We start from the raw sequence: 17215 nt of genomic DNA, 5'->3' as shown, positions 1-17215 counted from the left end.
GCTTCGTAGTACCGGGAGAAACCGCAGTGACCACTCTCACCAAGCCGGAGGACGCGCCGGCTCCCACCGGATCCGACGCGTTTCTCTCGGTCCGCGACCTGCACGTGCGGTTCTCCACGGAGGACGGCGACGTCAAGGCGGTCGACGGTCTCTCCTTCGATCTGGAGCGCGGTACGACCCTCGGCATCGTCGGTGAGTCCGGGTCGGGGAAGTCCGTCACCAACCTGACGGTCCTCGGCCTGCACAGCCCGCTCAACACCACGATCGAGGGCGAGATCGTCCTCGACGGCAAAGAGCTGACCACCGCCACGGAGAGCGAACTGGAGAAGCTCCGTGGCAACAAGATGGCGATGATCTTCCAGGACGCGCTGACCGCGCTGTCGCCCTACCACTCGGTCGGGCGGCAGATCGGTGAGCCGTTCCGCAAGCACACCGGAGCCTCCAAGAAGGAGGCGAGGGCGCGGGCGATCGAGATGCTGACGAAGGTCGGCATCCCGCACGCCAAGGAGCGTGTGGACGACTACCCGCACCAGTTCTCCGGCGGTATGCGCCAGCGCGTGATGATCGCGATGTCCCTCGTCTGCAACCCGGATCTACTGATCGCCGACGAGCCGACGACGGCCCTCGACGTGACCGTCCAGGCACAGATCCTGGACCTCCTGAAAGACCTCCAGCAGGAGTTCGGCTCCGCCATCATCATGATCACCCACGATCTCGGGGTGGTCGCGAACATGGCGGACGACCTGCTCGTGATGTACGCGGGCCGGGCGGTCGAGCGCGGCACGGTCCGCGAGGTACTCAAGGCCCCGCAACACCCGTACACCTGGGGACTGTTGGGATCCATGCCGCGCCTCACGGCGGATGTCGACGAACCGCTGGTGCCCATTCCGGGCGCGCCCCCGTCGCTGCTGAACCCGCCCTCGGGGTGCCCGTTCCATCCGCGGTGCACCTTCACGGCCGAGGTCGAGGGCTCCGACCGCTGTGTGGACGTACGGCCCGAACTTCCGGTGGGGCGCGGCTCGGCCTGCCATCTGACACCGGATCAAAAGAGCCACATCTTCACCGACACGATTCGGCCCAGGCTGGGCTGAGGGGACTGACTGTGAGCGACGAGAAAACCGCGGTCGTGACCGACGCGATCCCCGGGCAGCGGGACGAGGCACGGGAACCGCTGCTGCGTGTCACCGACCTGAAGAAGCACTTCCCGGTCAAGGGTGGCTTCCCGATCAAGCGCACGGTCGGCGCCGTCCAGGCCGTGGACGGGGTCTCCTTCGACGTGTTCCCCGGCGAAAGCCTGGGCGTGGTGGGCGAGTCGGGCTGCGGCAAGTCCACGACGGGACGGCTGCTGACCCGGCTCCTTGAGCCGACGGACGGCACGATCCTGTACCGCGGAAAGGACATCAGCCGTTCCACCCGGCGGCAACTGCGCCCGATCCGCTCCGAGATCCAGATGATCTTCCAGGATCCGTACGCCTCGCTGAACCCCCGTCAGACGGTCGGCACCATCATCTCCGCCCCGATGGAGATCAACGGAGTCCGTCCGCCGGGCGGGCGCGAGGCCCGGGTACGGGAGCTCCTGGAGACGGTGGGCCTCAACCCCGAGCACTACAACCGTTTCCCGCACGAGTTCTCCGGCGGGCAGCGGCAACGTATCGGCGTGGCAAGGGCGTTGGCGCTGTCTCCCAAGCTGATCGTGGCGGACGAGCCGGTGTCCGCGCTGGACGTCTCGATCCAGGCGCAGGTCGTGAACCTGCTCCAGGAGGTCCAGCGCGAGATGGGCATCGCGTTCGTCTTCATCGCCCACGACCTGGCGATCGTCCGGCACTTCTCGCACCGTGTCGCGGTCATGTACCTCGGCAAGATCGTGGAGATCGCCGACCGTACGTCGCTGTACACCGGCCCGCGCCACCCCTACACCCACGCGCTGATGTCGGCCGTCCCCGATGCCGACATCGACGCCGAGAAGAAGGAACGCATCCGGCTGGAAGGCGATGTGCCTTCGCCCATCTCCCCGCCCTCCGGCTGCCGCTTCCGCACTCGCTGCTGGAAGGCGCAGGACAAGTGCGCGCAGGAGGAGCCACCGCTGGTCCGCCTTTCGGGGAACGCCGAGGGCCACCTGACGGCGTGCCACTTCCCGGAGGACCCGACGATCGGGGCTCGCGCGGAGGACATCATCCTGGACCCGGCGCTGGCGGCGCTGGAGGACGGGATCACGAAGAACTGAGGTTCACGGCCTGTCGGGGCGGGCCACCGTGATGATCTCCGGGGCGGCGGGGGTGAACGGCCCCCGCCCCCAGTCCCCGAACCGCTCGTGCACGACGAACCCCGCCTCGGCGAGAAACCCGTCGAGCGCGTCCGGGCCGATGAACCGCAGCGTGCTGCGGCTGACCCGGGGCTGCTCCCACTCCGGGTGGACGAAGGTCTCGGTGAACGTGACACGGTCCCCGGCGACGGGTGTCTCGACGTCGTGCCAGACCCGTACGACATTGCCGCGGGCGTCCGTCACCTCGCGCACGCGCTCGGGAGTCCACCTCTCCCAGGCGCGGCCGGCCGGGTTGCGGGTCTCGAAGACGAACCGGCCGTCGGGGGCGAGGGCCTGGCGCACCGCGGTCAGGGCTTCGCGTAACTGCTCGTCGCCCAGCAGCACTTGAAACGCGTGGCCGGTCATCACGACGAGGTCGAACTCCCGCTCCCAGCGCGTCGCGGCGAGATCCCCGAGCACCCACTCGACGCCGGGCCGCCGCCGCGCCTGCACCAGCATCGCCGCGGCGGGATCGAGCCCGCAGAGCCGTCCTTCGTGGCCGGCCTCGCGGGCCCGCCCGAGCAACTGCCCCGTCCCGCACCCGACGTCGAGCACGGACCGCGCGGACAGCACGAGGTCCAGATAGAAGTCGTCACCGGGCCCCCAGGGATTGAGGGTGTCGTACAGGGCGGCCAGCGAGAGGTCACTGAACGAATGGTCAGCCATCGCAGCAGTCTCTCAGCCCGGTGGGCTCGCTCGAGTCAGTGAGCGCGACACGGGCGGCTGCTCGCGTGCGCAGGTAACTGCGGCGAGGGGTCGGGGAGTTGGAAGGACGTGCGGTGGCTGTCGTCCTCCTCGACGTGGACGGCCCGTTGCGTGGTCATCGAGGACTGACCCGCGGGCGTCGAGGCGGCCCTGGCGGTCGGCTGCACGATGTGCGCGGTGGCGAGCACCCGCCGGCCGGCGGAACTCGCTCGTGCGGACGACTGATTCGCCTCGCTGCGGGAGACGGGCGGGGCGCTGAGCGCTGAGCGCTGGGGGCGTCGGGCGGGGCGCTGATCCGATATTCGCGGGGGAGCGATGGCGATGAGGATGAGGCTGAGGATGAGGAGGATAAGGATGGGGACGGGGGGAGAGGGCTGGCGGAACGAGGGGGTTAATCGCTCGACATCAAACGGGCGGGCGAGGATGCTTCACCCCGATGACGACGACACGAACAGACACGCCTCCCGCCTGGGACGAGCGCACGCAGTTGGCCACCTTCCTCGACTACGTCCGCGCGACGGCCCACGCCAAGTGCGAGGACGTCTCGCCGGAGGACGCCCGCAAGGCCCCGCTGCCGGGCTCCCCGTTGATGACCCTGTGCGGACTGATCAGCCACCTGCACTGGGTCGAGTACTCCTGGTTCCAGGTGGTGTTCCTCGGCGAGGAAAATGAAGGCCCCTGGACGGACGAGGACCCCGACCGTGAGATGCGCATCGCCGTCGACGTTCCGTTGACGGACCTGCTGGCCCGGTACGAGGAACAGTGCGCGCGCTACCGCCGGTTGGTGGCCGAGCACGACCTCGACACCACCGCCAAGCGCACCATCCGCGACGGCCGCCATGTCAACCTCCGCTGGATCATCCTCCACCTGATCGAGGAGACGGCCCGCCACAATGGCCACCTCGACATCCTGCGCGAACTGGCCGACGGCCGGACCGGTGACTAGGGTCTGCCCGGCGGACCATGCCGCAGACGCGGGGTGTGGCACGCCCCTCTGCGGCGTTGTCGTCGGTCGCCGACTCCCCCACTCTCGGCTTCGCTCGAGCGGGGGGACGCCCATCGCGTCGACTCCCTCGTCCGCCTTGCAGCTGCACGCACCACACCCCGCTCACCAGCGCTGATCAGTTGCCGCCGATTTCCTGCGTCCTGATCCGCCGGACAGACCCTGGACCTTGGGAGAGACAGGCTTGCTGAACCCCACCATCCGCACCCTCACCTTCGACTGCACCGGCGACCCGTACGATCTCGGCCTCTTCTGGAGCGAGTTGCTCGGCCGCCCCCTGGCCGACGACGACAAGCCCGGCGACCCCGAAGCGCTGATCCGCGACCCGTCCGGAGGCCCGACCCTCCTCTTCGTCCACGTTCCGGAGGGCAAGGCGGCCAAGAACCGGGTCCACCTGGACTTGCAGCCACAGGGACGTACACGTGCGGAGGAGGTCACACGGGCCCTCGGCCTCGGCGCCCGGCGGATCGCGGACCAGACCCGCCCGGACGGCGGCGGGTGGGTGGTCCTGGCCGATCCCGAAGGGAACGAATTCTGCGTGGAGCGGGGGGAGTTGGGCTGAGAGCGGCGGCGGAGTCCCGCCTGCGGACTCTCGACTGCCGCTTCGTTCCCGACGATGCGGATGATGTTCCCCGCTCCGGTTGATGGGGCCTGCGCATCATGCTGCTTCGCCCCGGTCGAGACGAAGGCCCGCACCCGGGGCGGGGTGCGGGCCTTCGTTCCCCCGGAACCGGACGTTCGTCTGCTCGGGTCAATGGGCCGGCGAACTTCGGTCCCGCAGGTCGCGGGCTGACGGAATGGGGTGTGTCAGGCCGCGACCTCGGGGTCTTTGGCGAGGCGGGGAGCCGGGACGGACTCCTTGACCTCGGGGTAGTGGCACGCCGTCAGATGGCCGTCGCTGCTGCCGCCGATCTGGACCAGCGGCGGAGCCTCGGACGCGCACTTGTCGGTGGCCTTCCAGCAGCGGGTGCGGAAGCGGCAGCCGGAGGGCGGGTTGAGCGGCGAGGGCACGTCACCGGTGAGGAGGATGCGCTCGCGGGAGGGAACGTCGTCCGCCGTGGCCTCGGGAACGGCGGACAGGAGCGCGCGCGTGTACGGGTGGCGCGGGTTGTCGTACAGGTCCTCGCGGTTGGCGATCTCGACGATCTTGCCGAGGTACATCACGGCGACGCGCTGTGAGAAGTGGCGGACGACGGCGAGGTCGTGGGCGATGAAGAGGAACGCGATCCCCAGGTCCTTCTGGAGATCCTGGAGGAGGTTCACGACCTGCGCCTGGATCGAGACGTCGAGGGCCGAGACCGGCTCGTCCGCCACGATCAGCTTGGGCGAGAGGGCCAACGCCCTTGCCACGCCGATACGTTGCCGCTGGCCGCCGGAGAACTCGTGCGGGAAACGGTTGTAGTGCTCGGGGTTGAGGCCGACGGTTTCGAGGAGTTCGCGTACGCGGTTCTCGCGGCCGCCCGCCGGGTTGATGGCGTTGATCTCCATCGGACCCGAGATGATCTTTCCGACCGTCTGACGGGGGTTCAGAGAGGCGTACGGATCCTGGAAGATCATCTGGATCTCGGAGCGGACCGGGGCGAGCTGCCGGCGGTTCGCGTGCGTGATGTCCTGGCCGCGGTAGGAGATCTTTCCGGCGGTGGGCTCCAGGAGGCGCGTGATCAGCCGGCCGGTCGTCGACTTGCCGCAGCCGGACTCACCGACGAGACCCAGGCTCTCGCCCTCGGCGATCTGGAAGTCGAGGCCGTCCACCGCCTGGACCGCGCCGATCTTCCGTTTGATGGGGAAGCCTCCCATCACCGGGAAGTGCTTGGTCAGACCGGTGACGTCCAGGAGGGGTTTCGTGTTGCTCATGATCGTGAGGTCCCGTCTCGGTTACGTCAGTGCGACCGGGTCGCGGCGTAGTCGGCGAAGAAGTCGAGGCGCTGGTCCGCCGTGAGGTGGCAGGCGGCACCGCGCCCGTCCGTGATCTTCAGTGGCGGCTGCGCGGTGGAGCAGAGGCCGCCCGCGACCTTCTCGGTGAAGGTGCACCGCGGGTGGAAGCGGCAGCCCGTCGGCGGGTTGAGGAGAGAGGGCGGGGTACCGGGGATCGGCGACAGCGGAACGTCGACCGGTCCCTCGAGGCTCGGCATCGAGCCCAGCAGACCCCAGGTGTACGGGTGCTGCGGCTGCCGCAGCACCTCCCTCTTGGTCCCGCGCTCCACGCACCGGCCGCCGTACATCACCAGCACGTCGTCCGCGATGTCGGCGATGACACCGAGGTCGTGGGTGATGAAGATGATCGCCGTGCCGAACTCCTGCTGGAGGTCCTTGAGGAGGTCCATGATCTGGGCCTGGACCGTCACGTCGAGTGCCGTCGTCGGCTCGTCGGCGACCAGCAGCTCCGGGTCGCAGACCAGCGCCATCGCGATCATCGCGCGCTGGCGCATACCGCCCGAGAACTGGTGCGGGTAGTCGTCGACCCGCATGTCCGGCTGCGGGATGCCGACCCGCTTGAGCATTTCGATCGACCGCGCGCGGGCCTCCTTCCTGGAGGCGCCGGTGTGCTTGCGGTACGTCTCGCCGATCTGCTTGCCGATCGTGTGGTACGGCGACAGCGAGGCCAGCGCGTCCTGGAAGATCATGGACATCTTGTTGCCGCGCAGCCGCTCCATCTCCCGCTCGGAGGCGGTCAGCAGCTCCTTGCCGTCGAGCAGGATCTCGCCCTCGATGTCGGTGCGGTTGCGGTCGTGGAGGCCCAGGATCGTCAGGTTCGTGACGGACTTGCCCGAGCCCGACTCGCCCACGATGCCGAGCGTCTTGCCCTTGGCCAGGTCGAAGGTGAGACCGTCGACGGCCTTGACGGTGCCGTCTTCGGTGGAGAAGTGGACCTTCAGATCCCTGACGGACAGGAAGGGCTGCTGATCGGTGCTCGTCACGGGGACGCTCCTGAGGGGGGTGATGCCGGGGTAGCTGTCGGGGGCGGGGTGCCCGGGGTCAGGCGAGCCGGATCCGCGGGTCGATGAGGGCGTAGACGGCGTCGACGATGATGTTGAAGAACACGATCGCGCCGGCCGCCAGGATGGTGACGCCGAGCAGCATGGGCAGGTCGCTCTTGTTCACGGAGTCCACCGCGAGGCGGCCGATGCCCTGCATGCTGAAGACCGACTCCGTGATGATCGCGCCGCCGATCAGGGTGCCGAGGTCGATGCCGAAGACCGTGACGATGGGACCCATCGCGCCGCGCCAGGCGAACCGGAAGAAGACGTTCGCACGGGACAGGCCCTTGGCGCGGGCGGTGCGGACGTAGTCCTCGCTGAGCTGTTCGACGAGCTGGGAGCGGGTCATACGGGTGTAGTTGGCGGTGAAGATGATCGCCAGGGTCAGCCAGGGCAGCAGGAGCCCGGAGAACCAGGCGACGGGGTCCTCGGTGATGGGCGTGTACGAAGGCTGCGAGAACAGACCGAGCTTCGAGACCAGGAAGAACATCGCGATGTAGCCGACGAAGTAGATCTGCAGCGAGGAGCCGAACAGCGAGGCCGAGCTGGCGAACTTGTCCAGGAACTTGCCCTGCTTGAGGGCGGCGATCATGCCCGCGCCGACACCGACGATCAGGAACACGATGGCCGCGCCGAAGGCGAGTGAGAGGGTCGTCGGCAGCCGGTCGAGGATCGTGCCGAGGACGGGCTCGCGGTTGGCGAAGGAGTAGCCGAGGCAGGGGGCGTTGCAGTTCCCGAAGCTGGCGTAGTCGCGCCCGACGAAGACGCCCTTGAGCCAGTCCCAGTACTGCACCGGGATCGGGTGGTCGATGCCCAGGTTTTTCCGGATCTGCGCGAGCATGTCGGGCGTGCAGTTCTTGCCACAGGACATCATCGCCGGGTCACGCGGGATGGCGTAGAAGAGGCCGAAGGTGATGGCACTGATGATCAGCAGAATGACCAGTGCGCCGAGGACTCGGCGGATGAGGAAGCGGGGCATGGGGGCGTGACTTTCCGGACGGGGCGCCGTCGCCGGGGGCGTGGAGGGGAGAGGGCCGGAGGGGGCGGCCGGGCGAACGGCCGCCCCCCAGGTCGTACGGCTTACTTCTTGGCGTAGAGCTTGGTGAGCGCGACGCAGGTGTTGCCGCTGTCGTACACGACGTTGCCGACCTTGGAGCCATGCATCCAGTTGCGGATGGAGTGGTAGTCCGGGACCACCGCGGCCAGTTCCATGATCTGGCGGTCGATGTTGCCCCAGGCCTTGTTCGCCTCAGCGGTGTCCGTGATCGTGGAGGCCGCGTTGATCGCCTTGTTGACGCTCGCGTCGTTCAGCTGGGCGTAGTTGCTGCGGCCGTCGCCGATGTTCTCGCCGCTCCAGCAGGGGTAGAAGACCGAGTAACCGTTCGGCCAGTCCGGGCTCCAGCCGGCGGCGAACAGGTCGTAGTCGTTGTCGATCTTGCCGATCTGGGTGTAGAACGTCGACTTGTCGACCTGCTTGTTGACGACCGTGAAGCCGGCTTGCTCCAGAGCGTTCTTGATCGCCACGGCCGACTTCACCGCGGTGTCCGAGGACTGGTAGGCGATGACCAGCTTCTGGCCCTCCTTGCCGGCCTCCTTCAGCAGCGCCTTGGCCTTGGCCGGGTCGCCGCCGGGCTTCGTGGTCACGCCGTACAGGTCGAACTTCGTGTAACCCGGGGTGACCGGCGAGAGGATCGTGGTGGCCAGCTCGCTGGTGGAGGCGCCGCCGCGGATCGTCTGCAGCTGCTGGTGCGGCCAGGCCCAGTTGATGGCCTGACGGACCTTGACGTCCTTGATACGGGTCGTGTTGATCGGCCAGTAGTAGGTGACCGTGTCGACCTCGGTGAGCACCCGCTTCTTGAGCGTGGCGTTGGTGAGGACCTGGGCGATGCGCTCCGGGGCGACCTCGTTGAAGATCGACATCGCGTACTGGTCGTTGCCCTGGTCCGAGATGTAGCGGTCGGTCGAGGCGAGCAGCTCGAAGCCGAACTGGAAGACGAACTTGTCCGGGTAGTTGTTGCGGATCGCGTCGGTCGCCGGGTCCCAGTGCTCGTTGCGCACGTAGGTCAGCGACTTGCCGACACTGCGGCTGCCGATCTTGTACGGGCCGGAGGAGAACGGACGCTTGTCGTAGCTCTCCTTGGTGTCGTTCTTCTTGTTCACCAGTCCGTAGCCCGGCATGGCGAGCGTGAAGTTGAAGTCGGCGCGCGCCTCGGTCAGGCGGAAGGTGACGGTCTTGCCGTCGGTCTCCACGGAGTCGAGGGACTTGCCGTCGTAGGGCCCGGTGTACTTGTCGCCGCCGACCAGCCACTGCTGGACGTAGCGGGGACCCTCGGTGACGAAGGTGGCGAAGAGGCGCTCGAAGGTGTGGCGGACGTCGTCCAGGGAGATGTCCGAGCCGTCCTCCCACTTGACGCCGTCCTTCAGCGTGAAGGACCAGGTCTTGCCGCCGTCCTTCATGGTGCCGGCGTCGGTGGCGAGGTCGCCGACCAGGGTCGCGCCGCCCTTGGCGTCGATCTTGTAGCCGGTGAGGCCGCGGAGGATCGGCCGAGTGATGGCGCCCTCGGTGGAGACGTAGATCTGCGCCGGGTCCAGGTGGTCCATGTCGAACTGGTCGAGCGAGTAGATCGTCCCGCCCTTGACCGCCCCCGTGACCTCCGGCGCCGGGCCGGTCGAGTCGGCCTTGGTGCCGACCGGGATCTCCTGGGTCTTCGAGCCGCTGACCGAGGGGACCTTGCTGGCCGACTTGGTGTCGCTGCCACCGCATGCGGTCAGCACCGACGCCGAGGCCGCGACCACACCGGTGGCTATCAGGAAGTTTCTACGGGAGAAAGACATGGGTGAACCTGCCTTACGAGGACGATCGAAACGGATGGGCCGGCCGCCTGAAACGACCGGGTGGAACGGGGTGGCTACCGCTTGGACTTCGGGTCGAGCGCATCGCGCACCGAGTCGCCGAGCAGGTTGAAGGCGAGGACGAAGATCACCATGGACACGCCCGGGAAGAGCATGAAGGTGAGGTCCTCGGTGTAGAACTGGGCGCCGCGCTGGATCATGACGCCCCAGTCCGGGGTCGGGTCGATGATGCCGACGCCGAGGAAGGACAGCCCGGCCTCCGCGGTCACATAGGCGGGGAGCATCAACGTGGACTGGATGAGGATCGGCGTCCACAGGTTGGGAAGCAGCTCCTTGAACACGATGCGCCGTGGTGATGCGCCGGTGACCTTGGCCGCCTCGATGTACTCCCTCTCGCGCAGACCCAGGACCTGGCCGCGCAGCAGTCGGGCGATGGAGGCCCAGCCGAAGGCGGAGAGGACCAGGATCAGGGCGGCGGCCCGCAAAGAGGTGGGGATGTTGTCGTCGGGGGCGACGAACAGTCCGTACACGACCGGCATGAAGGCGATGAAGAACAGCGTGGACGGGAACGACAGCACGATGTCGATGATCCGGCCGACGAGATAGTCGGTCTTGCCGCCCAGATACCCCGCGGTGGTCCCGACGATCACGCCGACGACGGTGGTCAGCAGGGTGGCGGCCACGGCGATGCCCAGCGATGTCCTGATGCCGTACAGCAGGTAGGTGAAGACGTCCCTGCCCAGCTGCGGCTCGATGCCGAACCAGAACTCCGAGCTCATCCCGCCGTTCGCTCCGGCCGGGTAGGAGAAGGCGTCCAGGAGTTCCGGGCGCTGGCTGGCGTACGTCGTGTACGGGTTCTTGCCGTACAGCTTCGCTATCAGCGGGGCGCAGATCGCGATCGCGAAGAAGAAGATCACGATGTAGGCCGATATGACGCCCGTGTGGTCGCGTTTGAACCGCTTCCAGGCGAGTCGTCCCGGGGAGCGACTCTCGGAGCCCTTGGGGGTGGAAGAGGGCGTCGTCGTCTCGACGCTCTCGTCGGTCACCTCAAGCGGGGCGGCCGCGGAAGGAGTGGGGAGGGTCATGGTGCTCCGTGCCCGAAGGGGTCAAGGGCTCCGCAGGGCGCTCCCTACGGGCTACGCCGGACTTTTTCAACGCAATTCATGCAAGGTCAATAAAATCTGGCCCCCCTTGGGTTTGTCTTTACTTTCTTTACCTCGACTTGACTCAAGCATAACTACGCGTGTAGCGCGCCGTAGCCGATCCGTGTCCAGAAACGGACCAACTGCCCTAATCGGGCAAGGCGTTCGATATGCGGACGCTGGAGTCTCGGAATGCGTACATCCGGCGGACGCAATCCAACGGTTCCGCATCGAACCGTGAAGATCCGTTGTGCCGGTCGTCCGAAGCGTCGGCGTCAGGTGTGTCGACAACTGGCGTATCAGATTTCGGGGTGCCTGCATATGGCTGGCGCTTCCACTCGAAAGGGTGGGCTGAATGTGCAATATGCCATTTATGGGCCGATATTGAGCGCTAAAGGCACAGCGCACCGGAGTCGACAGCGAACGCCCCGGCGCCGGCGGCACAGCGCACTCTTGAGGAGGCACTCCATGCGTGGAGCCACGCACGCCAAATGGGCCGCATGTGCGGCCGCGGTAGCCCTCGCGGCGACCGCCTGTGGGGGCGGAGGGAGTGGCAGCGGCGGCGACGGCACCGGAGTCGTGAGTTCCTCGTGGGGAGACCCGCAGAACCCGCTGGAACCGGCCAACACCAACGAGGTGCAGGGCGGCAAGGTCCTGGACATGATCTTCCGCGGGCTCAAGCGGTACAACGCCAAGACCGGCGCCGCCGAGGACATGCTCGCCGACAAGATCGACACCACGGACTCGCAGAACTTCACGGTCACGATCAAGGGCGGCTGGAAGTTCAGCAACGGCGAGGCCGTCACCGCGCAGTCCTTCGTCGACGCCTGGAACTACGGCGCCAGCCTCAAGAACAACCAGAAGAACGCGTACTTCTTCGGGTACATCGACGGGTACGACAAGACCCACCCGGAGGACGGCAGCAAGCAGAGCGCCGACACCCTGTCCGGGCTGAAGGTCACCGGCACCGACACCTTCACCGTCAGGCTCAACCAGAAGTTCTCGACGTTCCCCGACACCCTCGGCTACGCCGCTTTCTCGCCACTGCCCAAGGCGTTCTTCGACGACCACGCGAACTGGCTGAAGAAGCCCATCGGCAACGGGCCCTACACCGTGGACGCGTACACCAAGGGCTCGCAGATGTCCCTGCGGAAGTGGGACGGCTACTCCGGCACGGACAAGGCGCAGAACGGCGGTGTGGATCTCAAGGTCTACACCGACAACAACACCGCCTACACCGACCTCATGGCCGGCAACCTCGACCTCGTCGATGACGTGCCCGCCTCCCAGCTCAAGAACGTGAAGAGCGACCTCGGTGACCGGTACATCAATACTCCGGCCGGCATCATCCAGACGCTCGCTTTCCCGTTCTATGACAAGAATTGGGGCAAAGCAGGGGTGGAGAAGGTCCGCCAGGGACTGTCCATGGCGATCAACCGTGCGCAGATCACCGACACGATCTTCCAGAAGACCCGCACTCCGGCTTCCGACTGGACCTCACCGGTGCTCGGCGCGGACGGCGGCTTCAAGGAGGGGCTCTGCGGTGCCGCCTGCGACTACAACCCGACCGAGGCCAAGAAGCTGATCGAGGAGGGCGGAGGCCTCCCCGGCGGGCAGATCAAGATCTCGTACAACGCGGACACCGGCTCGCACAAGGAGTGGGTCGACGCCGTCTGCAACTCCGTCAACAACGCGATGGGCAACGACAAGGCCTGCGTCGGCAACCCCGTCGGCACCTTCGCCGACTTCCGCAGCCAGATCACCTCGGACAAGATGTCGGGCCCCTTCCGGGCCGGCTGGCAGATGGACTACCCGCTGATCCAGAACTTCCTCCAGCCGCTGTACTACACCAACGCCTCCTCCAACGACGGCAAATGGACCAACCCGGACTTCGACAAACTCGTCGACCAGGCGAACGCCGAGACCGACCGGGCCAAGGCCGTGAAGCTCTTCCAGCAGGCCGAGGAGGTCCTGCGGGACGACATGGGCGCCATCCCGCTCTGGTACCAGAACGGCAGCGCCGGCTACTCGGACCAGATCTCCAACGTGGCGCTCAACCAGTTCAGCGTCCCCGTCTACAGCGAGATCAAGGTCAACTGAGCCGCGCCGGGCGGCCCCCCGACGGGGCCGCCCTCCCCTACCCCCGGAGCCCTCATGGGACGGTACGTAATCCGGCGCCTGCTGCAGATGATCCCGGTCTTCATCGGCGCCACCCTGCTGATCTTCCTGATGGTCAACGTGATGGGTGACCCCATCGCCGGCCTCTGCGGAGACCGGGCCTGCGACCCCGCCACCGCCGCCCAGCTCAGGAAGGAGTTCGGCCTCGACAAGCCCGTGTGGCAGCAGTACCTGACCTACATGGGCAACGTCTTCACCGGCGACTTCGGCACCGCCTTCAACGGGCAGCCGGTCACCGAACTGATGTCGACCGCCTTCCCCGTCACCATCCGGCTCACCATCGTCGCGATCGTCATCGAGATCGTCATCGGCATCGCGCTGGGCGTCATCACCGGCCTGCGGCGCGGTCGGCCCGTCGACTCCGGCGTCCTGCTGTTCACCCTCGTCGTCATCTCGGTGCCCACCTTCGTCACCGGCCTGCTGCTCCAACTGCTGCTCGGCGTCGAGTGGGGCTGGATCAAACCGTCGGTCTCCTCGGACGCCGAATTCGGCGAACTGATCGTCCCCGGCCTGGTCCTGGCCTCCGTCTCCCTCGCCTACGTGACCCGGCTGACCCGGACCTCCATCGCGGAGAACAAACGGTCCGACTACGTCCGTACGGCGATCGCCAAGGGCCTGCCCCGGCGCCGGGTGATCACCAAGCACCTGCTGCGGAACTCACTCATCCCGGTGGTCACCTTCATCGGCACGGACATCGGCGCGCTCATGGGCGGCGCGATCGTCACCGAGCGGATCTTCAACATCCACGGCGTCGGCTTCCAGCTCTACCAGGGGATTCTCCGCCAGAACACGCAGACCGTCGTGGGCTTCGTGACCGTCCTGGTCCTGGTGTTCCTGGTCGCCAACCTGCTCGTGGACCTGCTGTACGCCGTACTCGACCCGAGGATCCGCTATGCCTGAACCCCAGCCGCCAAAGCCGTGGATGTCGGGCGGTGGCCGCGTCCCGGAGGACGGCGCGATCGCCTCCACGGGCATGGGCGGCGCGATGGACCTCGCCATGAGCGAGGGGGAGACCCTGGAGCGGACTCCTGGGGGCCCAGAAGGCACCGGTCCCCAGGAGAAGCCGCGTTCGCTCTGGTCGGACGCCTGGCGCGACCTACGCCGCAACCCCGTCTTCATCCTCTCCGGGCTCGTCATCCTCTTCCTGGTGGTCATCTCCCTCTGGCCCTCGCTGATCGCCTCCGGGAACCCGCTCAACTGCGACCTGGCCAAGGCCCAGGAGGGCTCCCAGCCCGGCCACCCCTTCGGGTACGACGGACAGGGCTGCGACGTCTACACGCGGACGGTGTACGGCACGCGCGTCTCGATCGCCGTCGGCGTCTGCGCCACGCTCGGGGTCGCGATCCTCGGGTCGGTGCTCGGCGGGCTCGCCGGGTTCTTCGGCGGGGTGTGGGACGCGGTCCTTTCCAGGATCACGGACATCTTCTTCGCGATCCCCGTGGTGCTCGGCGGCCTGGTCCTCCTCTCCGTGGTGACGAGCAATACGGTCTGGCCGGTCATCGGGTTCATGGTGCTGCTCGGCTGGCCGCAGCTCTCCCGCATCGCACGAGGCTCGGTCATCACCACCAAGCAGAACGACTACGTCCAGGCCGCCCGCGCCCTCGGCGCCTCCAACTCACGGCTCCTGCTGCGGCACATCACACCGAACGCCGTCGCGCCGGTGATCGTCGTCGCGACCATCGCGCTCGGCACGTACATCGCGCTGGAGGCGACCCTCTCCTACCTCGGTGTCGGCCTGAAGCCCCCGACGGTCTCCTGGGGCATCGACATCTCCGCGGCGTCCGCGTACATCCGCAACGCCCCGCACATGCTCCTGTGGCCCGCCGGAGCCCTCGCGATCACCGTCCTGGCGTTCATCATGCTCGGCGACGCGGTGCGCGACGCCCTCGACCCGAAGCTGAGGTGACCGCCGTGCTGCTCGAAGTGCGCGATCTGCACGTGGAGTTCAGGACCAGGGACGGGGTCGCCAAGGCCGTCAACGGGGTCACCTACAGCGTGGACGAGGGCGAGACCCTTGCCGTGCTCGGCGAGTCCGGCTCCGGCAAGTCGGTGACCGCGCAGGCGATCATGGGCATCCTCGACGTGCCGCCCGGGAAGATCACCGGCGGTGAAGTCCTCTTCCAGGGCCGGGACCTGCTCAAGCTCAAGGAGGAGGAGCGGCGCAAGGTCCGCGGCGCCGAGATGGCGATGATCTTCCAGGACGCGCTGTCCTCCCTCAACCCCGTGCTCAGCGTCGGCGACCAGCTCGGCGAGATGTTCACCGTGCACCGCGGGATGTCCAGGAAGGCCGCCCGGGCCAAGGCCATCGAGCTGATGGAACGGGTACGGATCCCGGCCGCCGCCGAGCGTGTGCGCGACTATCCGCACCAGTTCTCCGGCGGTATGCGCCAGCGCATCATGATCGCCATGGCGCTGGCGCTGGAACCCGCCCTGATCATCGCCGACGAACCGACCACCGCGCTCGACGTCACCGTCCAGGCCCAAGTCATGGACCTGCTCGCCGAGTTGCAGCGCGAGCTCCACATGGGGCTCATCCTCATCACCCACGACCTCGGCGTGGTCGCGGACGTCGCCGACCGGATCGCCGTGATGTACGCGGGCCGGATCGTCGAGTCGGCGCCGGTCCACGACATCTACAAGGCCCCCGCGCACCCGTACACCAAGGGCCTGTTGGAGTCGATCCCGCGCCTGGACCAGAAGGGCCAGGAGCTCTACGCCATCAAGGGCCTGCCGCCGAACCTGATGCACATCCCCCCGGGTTGCGCCTTCAACCCCCGCTGCCCGATGGCCCAGGACATCTGCCGGACCGACGTGCCGCCGCTCGCGGAGGTCGACGAGAACCGCAGGAGCGCCTGCTTCTTCTGGAGGGAGTGCCTCGATGACACAAGCAGCCACTGAGGCGACACCAGCAGCCACCACGGAGGCGCTTCTGGAGGTCAGCGGGCTGGTCAAGCACTACCCGCTGACCCAGGGCATCGTCTTCAGAAAACAGATCGGCGCCGTCAAGGCCGTCGACGGCGTCGACTTCCACCTCGACCGGGGCGAGACCCTCGGCATCGTCGGCGAGTCCGGCTGCGGCAAGTCGACGGTCGCCAAGATGCTGGTCAACCTGGAGAAGCCGACCGCCGGAGTGATCAAGTACAAGGGCGAGGACATCACGAAGATGTCCGGCAAGGCCCTCAAAGCCGTACGCCGCAACATCCAGATGGTCTTCCAGGACCCGTACACCTCGCTCAACCCGCGCATGACCGTCGGCGACATCATCGGGGAGCCGTACGAGATCCACCCCGAGGTCGCGCCCAAGGGCGACCGGCGGCAAAGGGTCCAGGACCTGCTCGACGTGGTCGGACTGAACCCCGAGTACATCAACCGCTATCCGCACCAGTTCTCCGGCGGACAGCGCCAACGCATCGGTATCGCACGGGGGTTGGCGCTGCGCCCCGAGATCATCGTCGCGGACGAGCCGGTGTCCGCGCTCGACGTCTCGGTCCAGGCGCAGGTGATCAACCTGCTCGACCGACTCCAGGACGAGTTCAACCTGTCGTACGTCTTCATCGCGCACGACCTCTCCATCGTGCGGCACATCTCCGACCGGGTCGGCGTGATGTACCTCGGGCGGATCGTGGAGACGGGCCGGGGCGCCGAGATCTACGACCACCCGACGCACCCCTACACACAGGCCCTGCTCTCCGCCGTCCCCGTCCCCGACCCCGAGGCCCGGGAACACCGCGAGCGGATCATCCTCACCGGGGACGTGCCCTCCCCGGCGAACATCCCGTCCGGGTGCCGCTTCCGTACCCGCTGCTGGAAGGCGCAGGAGCGCTGCGCGCTGGAGGTGCCGCTGCTCGCGGTGCCCGCGGAGTTCCGGCTCACCGAGGGTCCGGCCGCGCACGACTCGGCCTGTCACTTCGCGGAGGAGAAACAGGTGGTGCCGCCGGAGGACCCCACAGAGGGGGCGGCATAGCCGCACAAATGTGCACCAATCGCGTTTACACGCAGGCAACTTCACGGAAGCGGACCCGATATACGGACGCGTCAGTCTGAACAACGTACG

15 protein-coding genes are annotated in these 17215 nt (G+C 67.3%); 9 read left to right on the top strand and 6 right to left on the bottom strand.

Annotated elements, in window-relative coordinates:
- Nucleotides 1-26: 26 nt before the first annotated feature.
- Nucleotides 27-1091 (top strand): ABC transporter ATP-binding protein, encoded by a 1065-nt coding sequence (locus ACIPC1_RS08560; protein ID WP_384388725.1) that lies wholly within the window; start codon nucleotides 27-29, stop codon nucleotides 1089-1091.
- 35 nt (nucleotides 1092-1126) lie between these two features.
- On the top strand, nucleotides 1127-2224 hold the full coding sequence (locus ACIPC1_RS08555) for an ABC transporter ATP-binding protein (RefSeq protein WP_402514877.1): 1098 nt from the start codon (nucleotides 1127-1129) through the stop codon (nucleotides 2222-2224).
- Between the two features lie 3 nt (nucleotides 2225-2227).
- Here the strand turns inward: ACIPC1_RS08555 and ACIPC1_RS08550 are convergent, their stop codons facing one another.
- Nucleotides 2228-2968, bottom strand: a complete 741-nt coding sequence (locus tag ACIPC1_RS08550; RefSeq protein WP_402514486.1) for a class I SAM-dependent methyltransferase — start codon at nucleotides 2966-2968, stop codon at nucleotides 2228-2230.
- 475 nt (nucleotides 2969-3443) lie between these two features.
- On the opposite strand from ACIPC1_RS08550, the gene ACIPC1_RS08545 reads away from it, so the two are divergent.
- Nucleotides 3444-3953: a DinB family protein gene (locus ACIPC1_RS08545; RefSeq protein ID WP_402514484.1), complete on the top strand. Its 510-nt coding sequence runs from the start codon at nucleotides 3444-3446 to the stop codon at nucleotides 3951-3953.
- Between the two features lie 241 nt (nucleotides 3954-4194).
- Nucleotides 4195-4572: a VOC family protein gene (locus ACIPC1_RS08540; RefSeq protein WP_402514482.1), complete on the top strand. Its 378-nt coding sequence runs from the start codon at nucleotides 4195-4197 to the stop codon at nucleotides 4570-4572.
- Between the two features lie 245 nt (nucleotides 4573-4817).
- On the opposite strand, the gene ACIPC1_RS08535 is transcribed toward ACIPC1_RS08540, so the two are convergent.
- From ACIPC1_RS08535 to ACIPC1_RS08515, 5 genes are all read right to left on the bottom strand, one after another.
- On the bottom strand, nucleotides 4818-5864 hold the full coding sequence (locus ACIPC1_RS08535) for an ABC transporter ATP-binding protein (protein WP_402514480.1): 1047 nt from the start codon (nucleotides 5862-5864) through the stop codon (nucleotides 4818-4820).
- A gap of 26 nt (nucleotides 5865-5890) precedes the next feature.
- Nucleotides 5891-6928 (bottom strand): ABC transporter ATP-binding protein, encoded by a 1038-nt coding sequence (locus ACIPC1_RS08530; protein ID WP_402514478.1) that lies wholly within the window; start codon nucleotides 6926-6928, stop codon nucleotides 5891-5893.
- A 58-nt stretch (nucleotides 6929-6986) separates the two neighbouring features.
- Nucleotides 6987-7967 carry an ABC transporter permease gene (locus ACIPC1_RS08525; protein WP_402514476.1) on the bottom strand — a complete coding sequence of 327 codons (981 nt, stop codon included), beginning with the start codon at nucleotides 7965-7967 and terminating at the stop codon, nucleotides 6987-6989.
- 101 nt (nucleotides 7968-8068) lie between these two features.
- Nucleotides 8069-9823 (bottom strand): ABC transporter substrate-binding protein, encoded by a 1755-nt coding sequence (locus ACIPC1_RS08520; RefSeq protein WP_402514474.1) that lies wholly within the window; start codon nucleotides 9821-9823, stop codon nucleotides 8069-8071.
- A gap of 74 nt (nucleotides 9824-9897) precedes the next feature.
- Nucleotides 9898-10926, bottom strand: coding sequence for an ABC transporter permease (locus ACIPC1_RS08515; protein WP_402514472.1), 1029 nt, complete (start codon nucleotides 10924-10926; stop codon nucleotides 9898-9900).
- A 525-nt stretch (nucleotides 10927-11451) separates the two neighbouring features.
- Here ACIPC1_RS08515 and ACIPC1_RS08510 point away from each other — a divergent pair.
- Genes ACIPC1_RS08510 through ACIPC1_RS08490 form a run of 5 tightly spaced genes read left to right on the top strand, consistent with a single transcriptional unit; the run spans nucleotide 11452 to nucleotide 17125 of the window.
- Entirely contained in the window at nucleotides 11452-13083 is a 1632-nt protein-coding gene (locus ACIPC1_RS08510; protein ID WP_402514469.1) for an ABC transporter substrate-binding protein, read from the top strand.
- 54 nt (nucleotides 13084-13137) lie between these two features.
- Nucleotides 13138-14061, top strand: a complete 924-nt coding sequence (locus ACIPC1_RS08505; RefSeq protein WP_388669175.1) for an ABC transporter permease — start codon at nucleotides 13138-13140, stop codon at nucleotides 14059-14061.
- Nucleotides 14054-15067: an ABC transporter permease gene (locus ACIPC1_RS08500; protein WP_402514466.1), complete on the top strand. Its 1014-nt coding sequence runs from the start codon at nucleotides 14054-14056 to the stop codon at nucleotides 15065-15067. Before ACIPC1_RS08505 ends, ACIPC1_RS08500 begins: the two co-directional genes overlap by 8 nt.
- Nucleotides 15068-15072: 5 nt before the next feature.
- Complete coding sequence (locus ACIPC1_RS08495; protein WP_384388688.1) at nucleotides 15073-16059, top strand: ABC transporter ATP-binding protein; 987 nt, start codon at nucleotides 15073-15075, stop codon at nucleotides 16057-16059.
- A complete protein-coding gene (locus tag ACIPC1_RS08490) occupies nucleotides 16040-17125 on the top strand; it encodes an ABC transporter ATP-binding protein (RefSeq protein WP_402514464.1) in 1086 nt (361 codons plus the stop codon). The genes ACIPC1_RS08495 and ACIPC1_RS08490 overlap by 20 nt, the downstream gene beginning before the upstream one ends.
- The last annotated feature ends 90 nt before the right edge of the window (nucleotides 17126-17215 follow it).

The organism is Streptomyces sp. NPDC087263, from assembly GCF_044744645.1.
Classification (GTDB): Bacteria; Actinomycetota; Actinomycetes; order Streptomycetales; family Streptomycetaceae; genus Streptomyces.
Note: the sequence above shows the minus strand (reverse complement) of the source record. Positions and strands in the feature narration are given on the sequence as shown.

Excerpts from the sequence above, each read along its gene's own strand:
- ACIPC1_RS08550 (WP_402514486.1), bottom strand. The coding sequence starts at position 2,968 with ATGGCTGACCATTCGTTCAGTGACCTCTCGCTGGCCGCCCTGTACGAC.
- ACIPC1_RS08545 (WP_402514484.1), top strand. The coding sequence starts at position 3,444 with ATGACGACGACACGAACAGACACGCCTCCCGCCTGGGACGAGCGCACG.
- ACIPC1_RS08535 (WP_402514480.1), bottom strand. The coding sequence starts at position 5,864 with ATGAGCAACACGAAACCCCTCCTGGACGTCACCGGTCTGACCAAGCAC.
- ACIPC1_RS08525 (WP_402514476.1), bottom strand. The coding sequence starts at position 7,967 with ATGCCCCGCTTCCTCATCCGCCGAGTCCTCGGCGCACTGGTCATTCTG.
- ACIPC1_RS08520 (WP_402514474.1), bottom strand. The coding sequence starts at position 9,823 with ATGTCTTTCTCCCGTAGAAACTTCCTGATAGCCACCGGTGTGGTCGCG.
- ACIPC1_RS08515 (WP_402514472.1), bottom strand. The coding sequence starts at position 10,926 with ATGACCCTCCCCACTCCTTCCGCGGCCGCCCCGCTTGAGGTGACCGAC.
- ACIPC1_RS08510 (WP_402514469.1), top strand. The coding sequence starts at position 11,452 with ATGCGTGGAGCCACGCACGCCAAATGGGCCGCATGTGCGGCCGCGGTA.
- ACIPC1_RS08505 (WP_388669175.1), top strand. The coding sequence starts at position 13,138 with ATGGGACGGTACGTAATCCGGCGCCTGCTGCAGATGATCCCGGTCTTC.
- ACIPC1_RS08500 (WP_402514466.1), top strand. The coding sequence starts at position 14,054 with ATGCCTGAACCCCAGCCGCCAAAGCCGTGGATGTCGGGCGGTGGCCGC.
- ACIPC1_RS08490 (WP_402514464.1), top strand. The coding sequence starts at position 16,040 with ATGACACAAGCAGCCACTGAGGCGACACCAGCAGCCACCACGGAGGCG.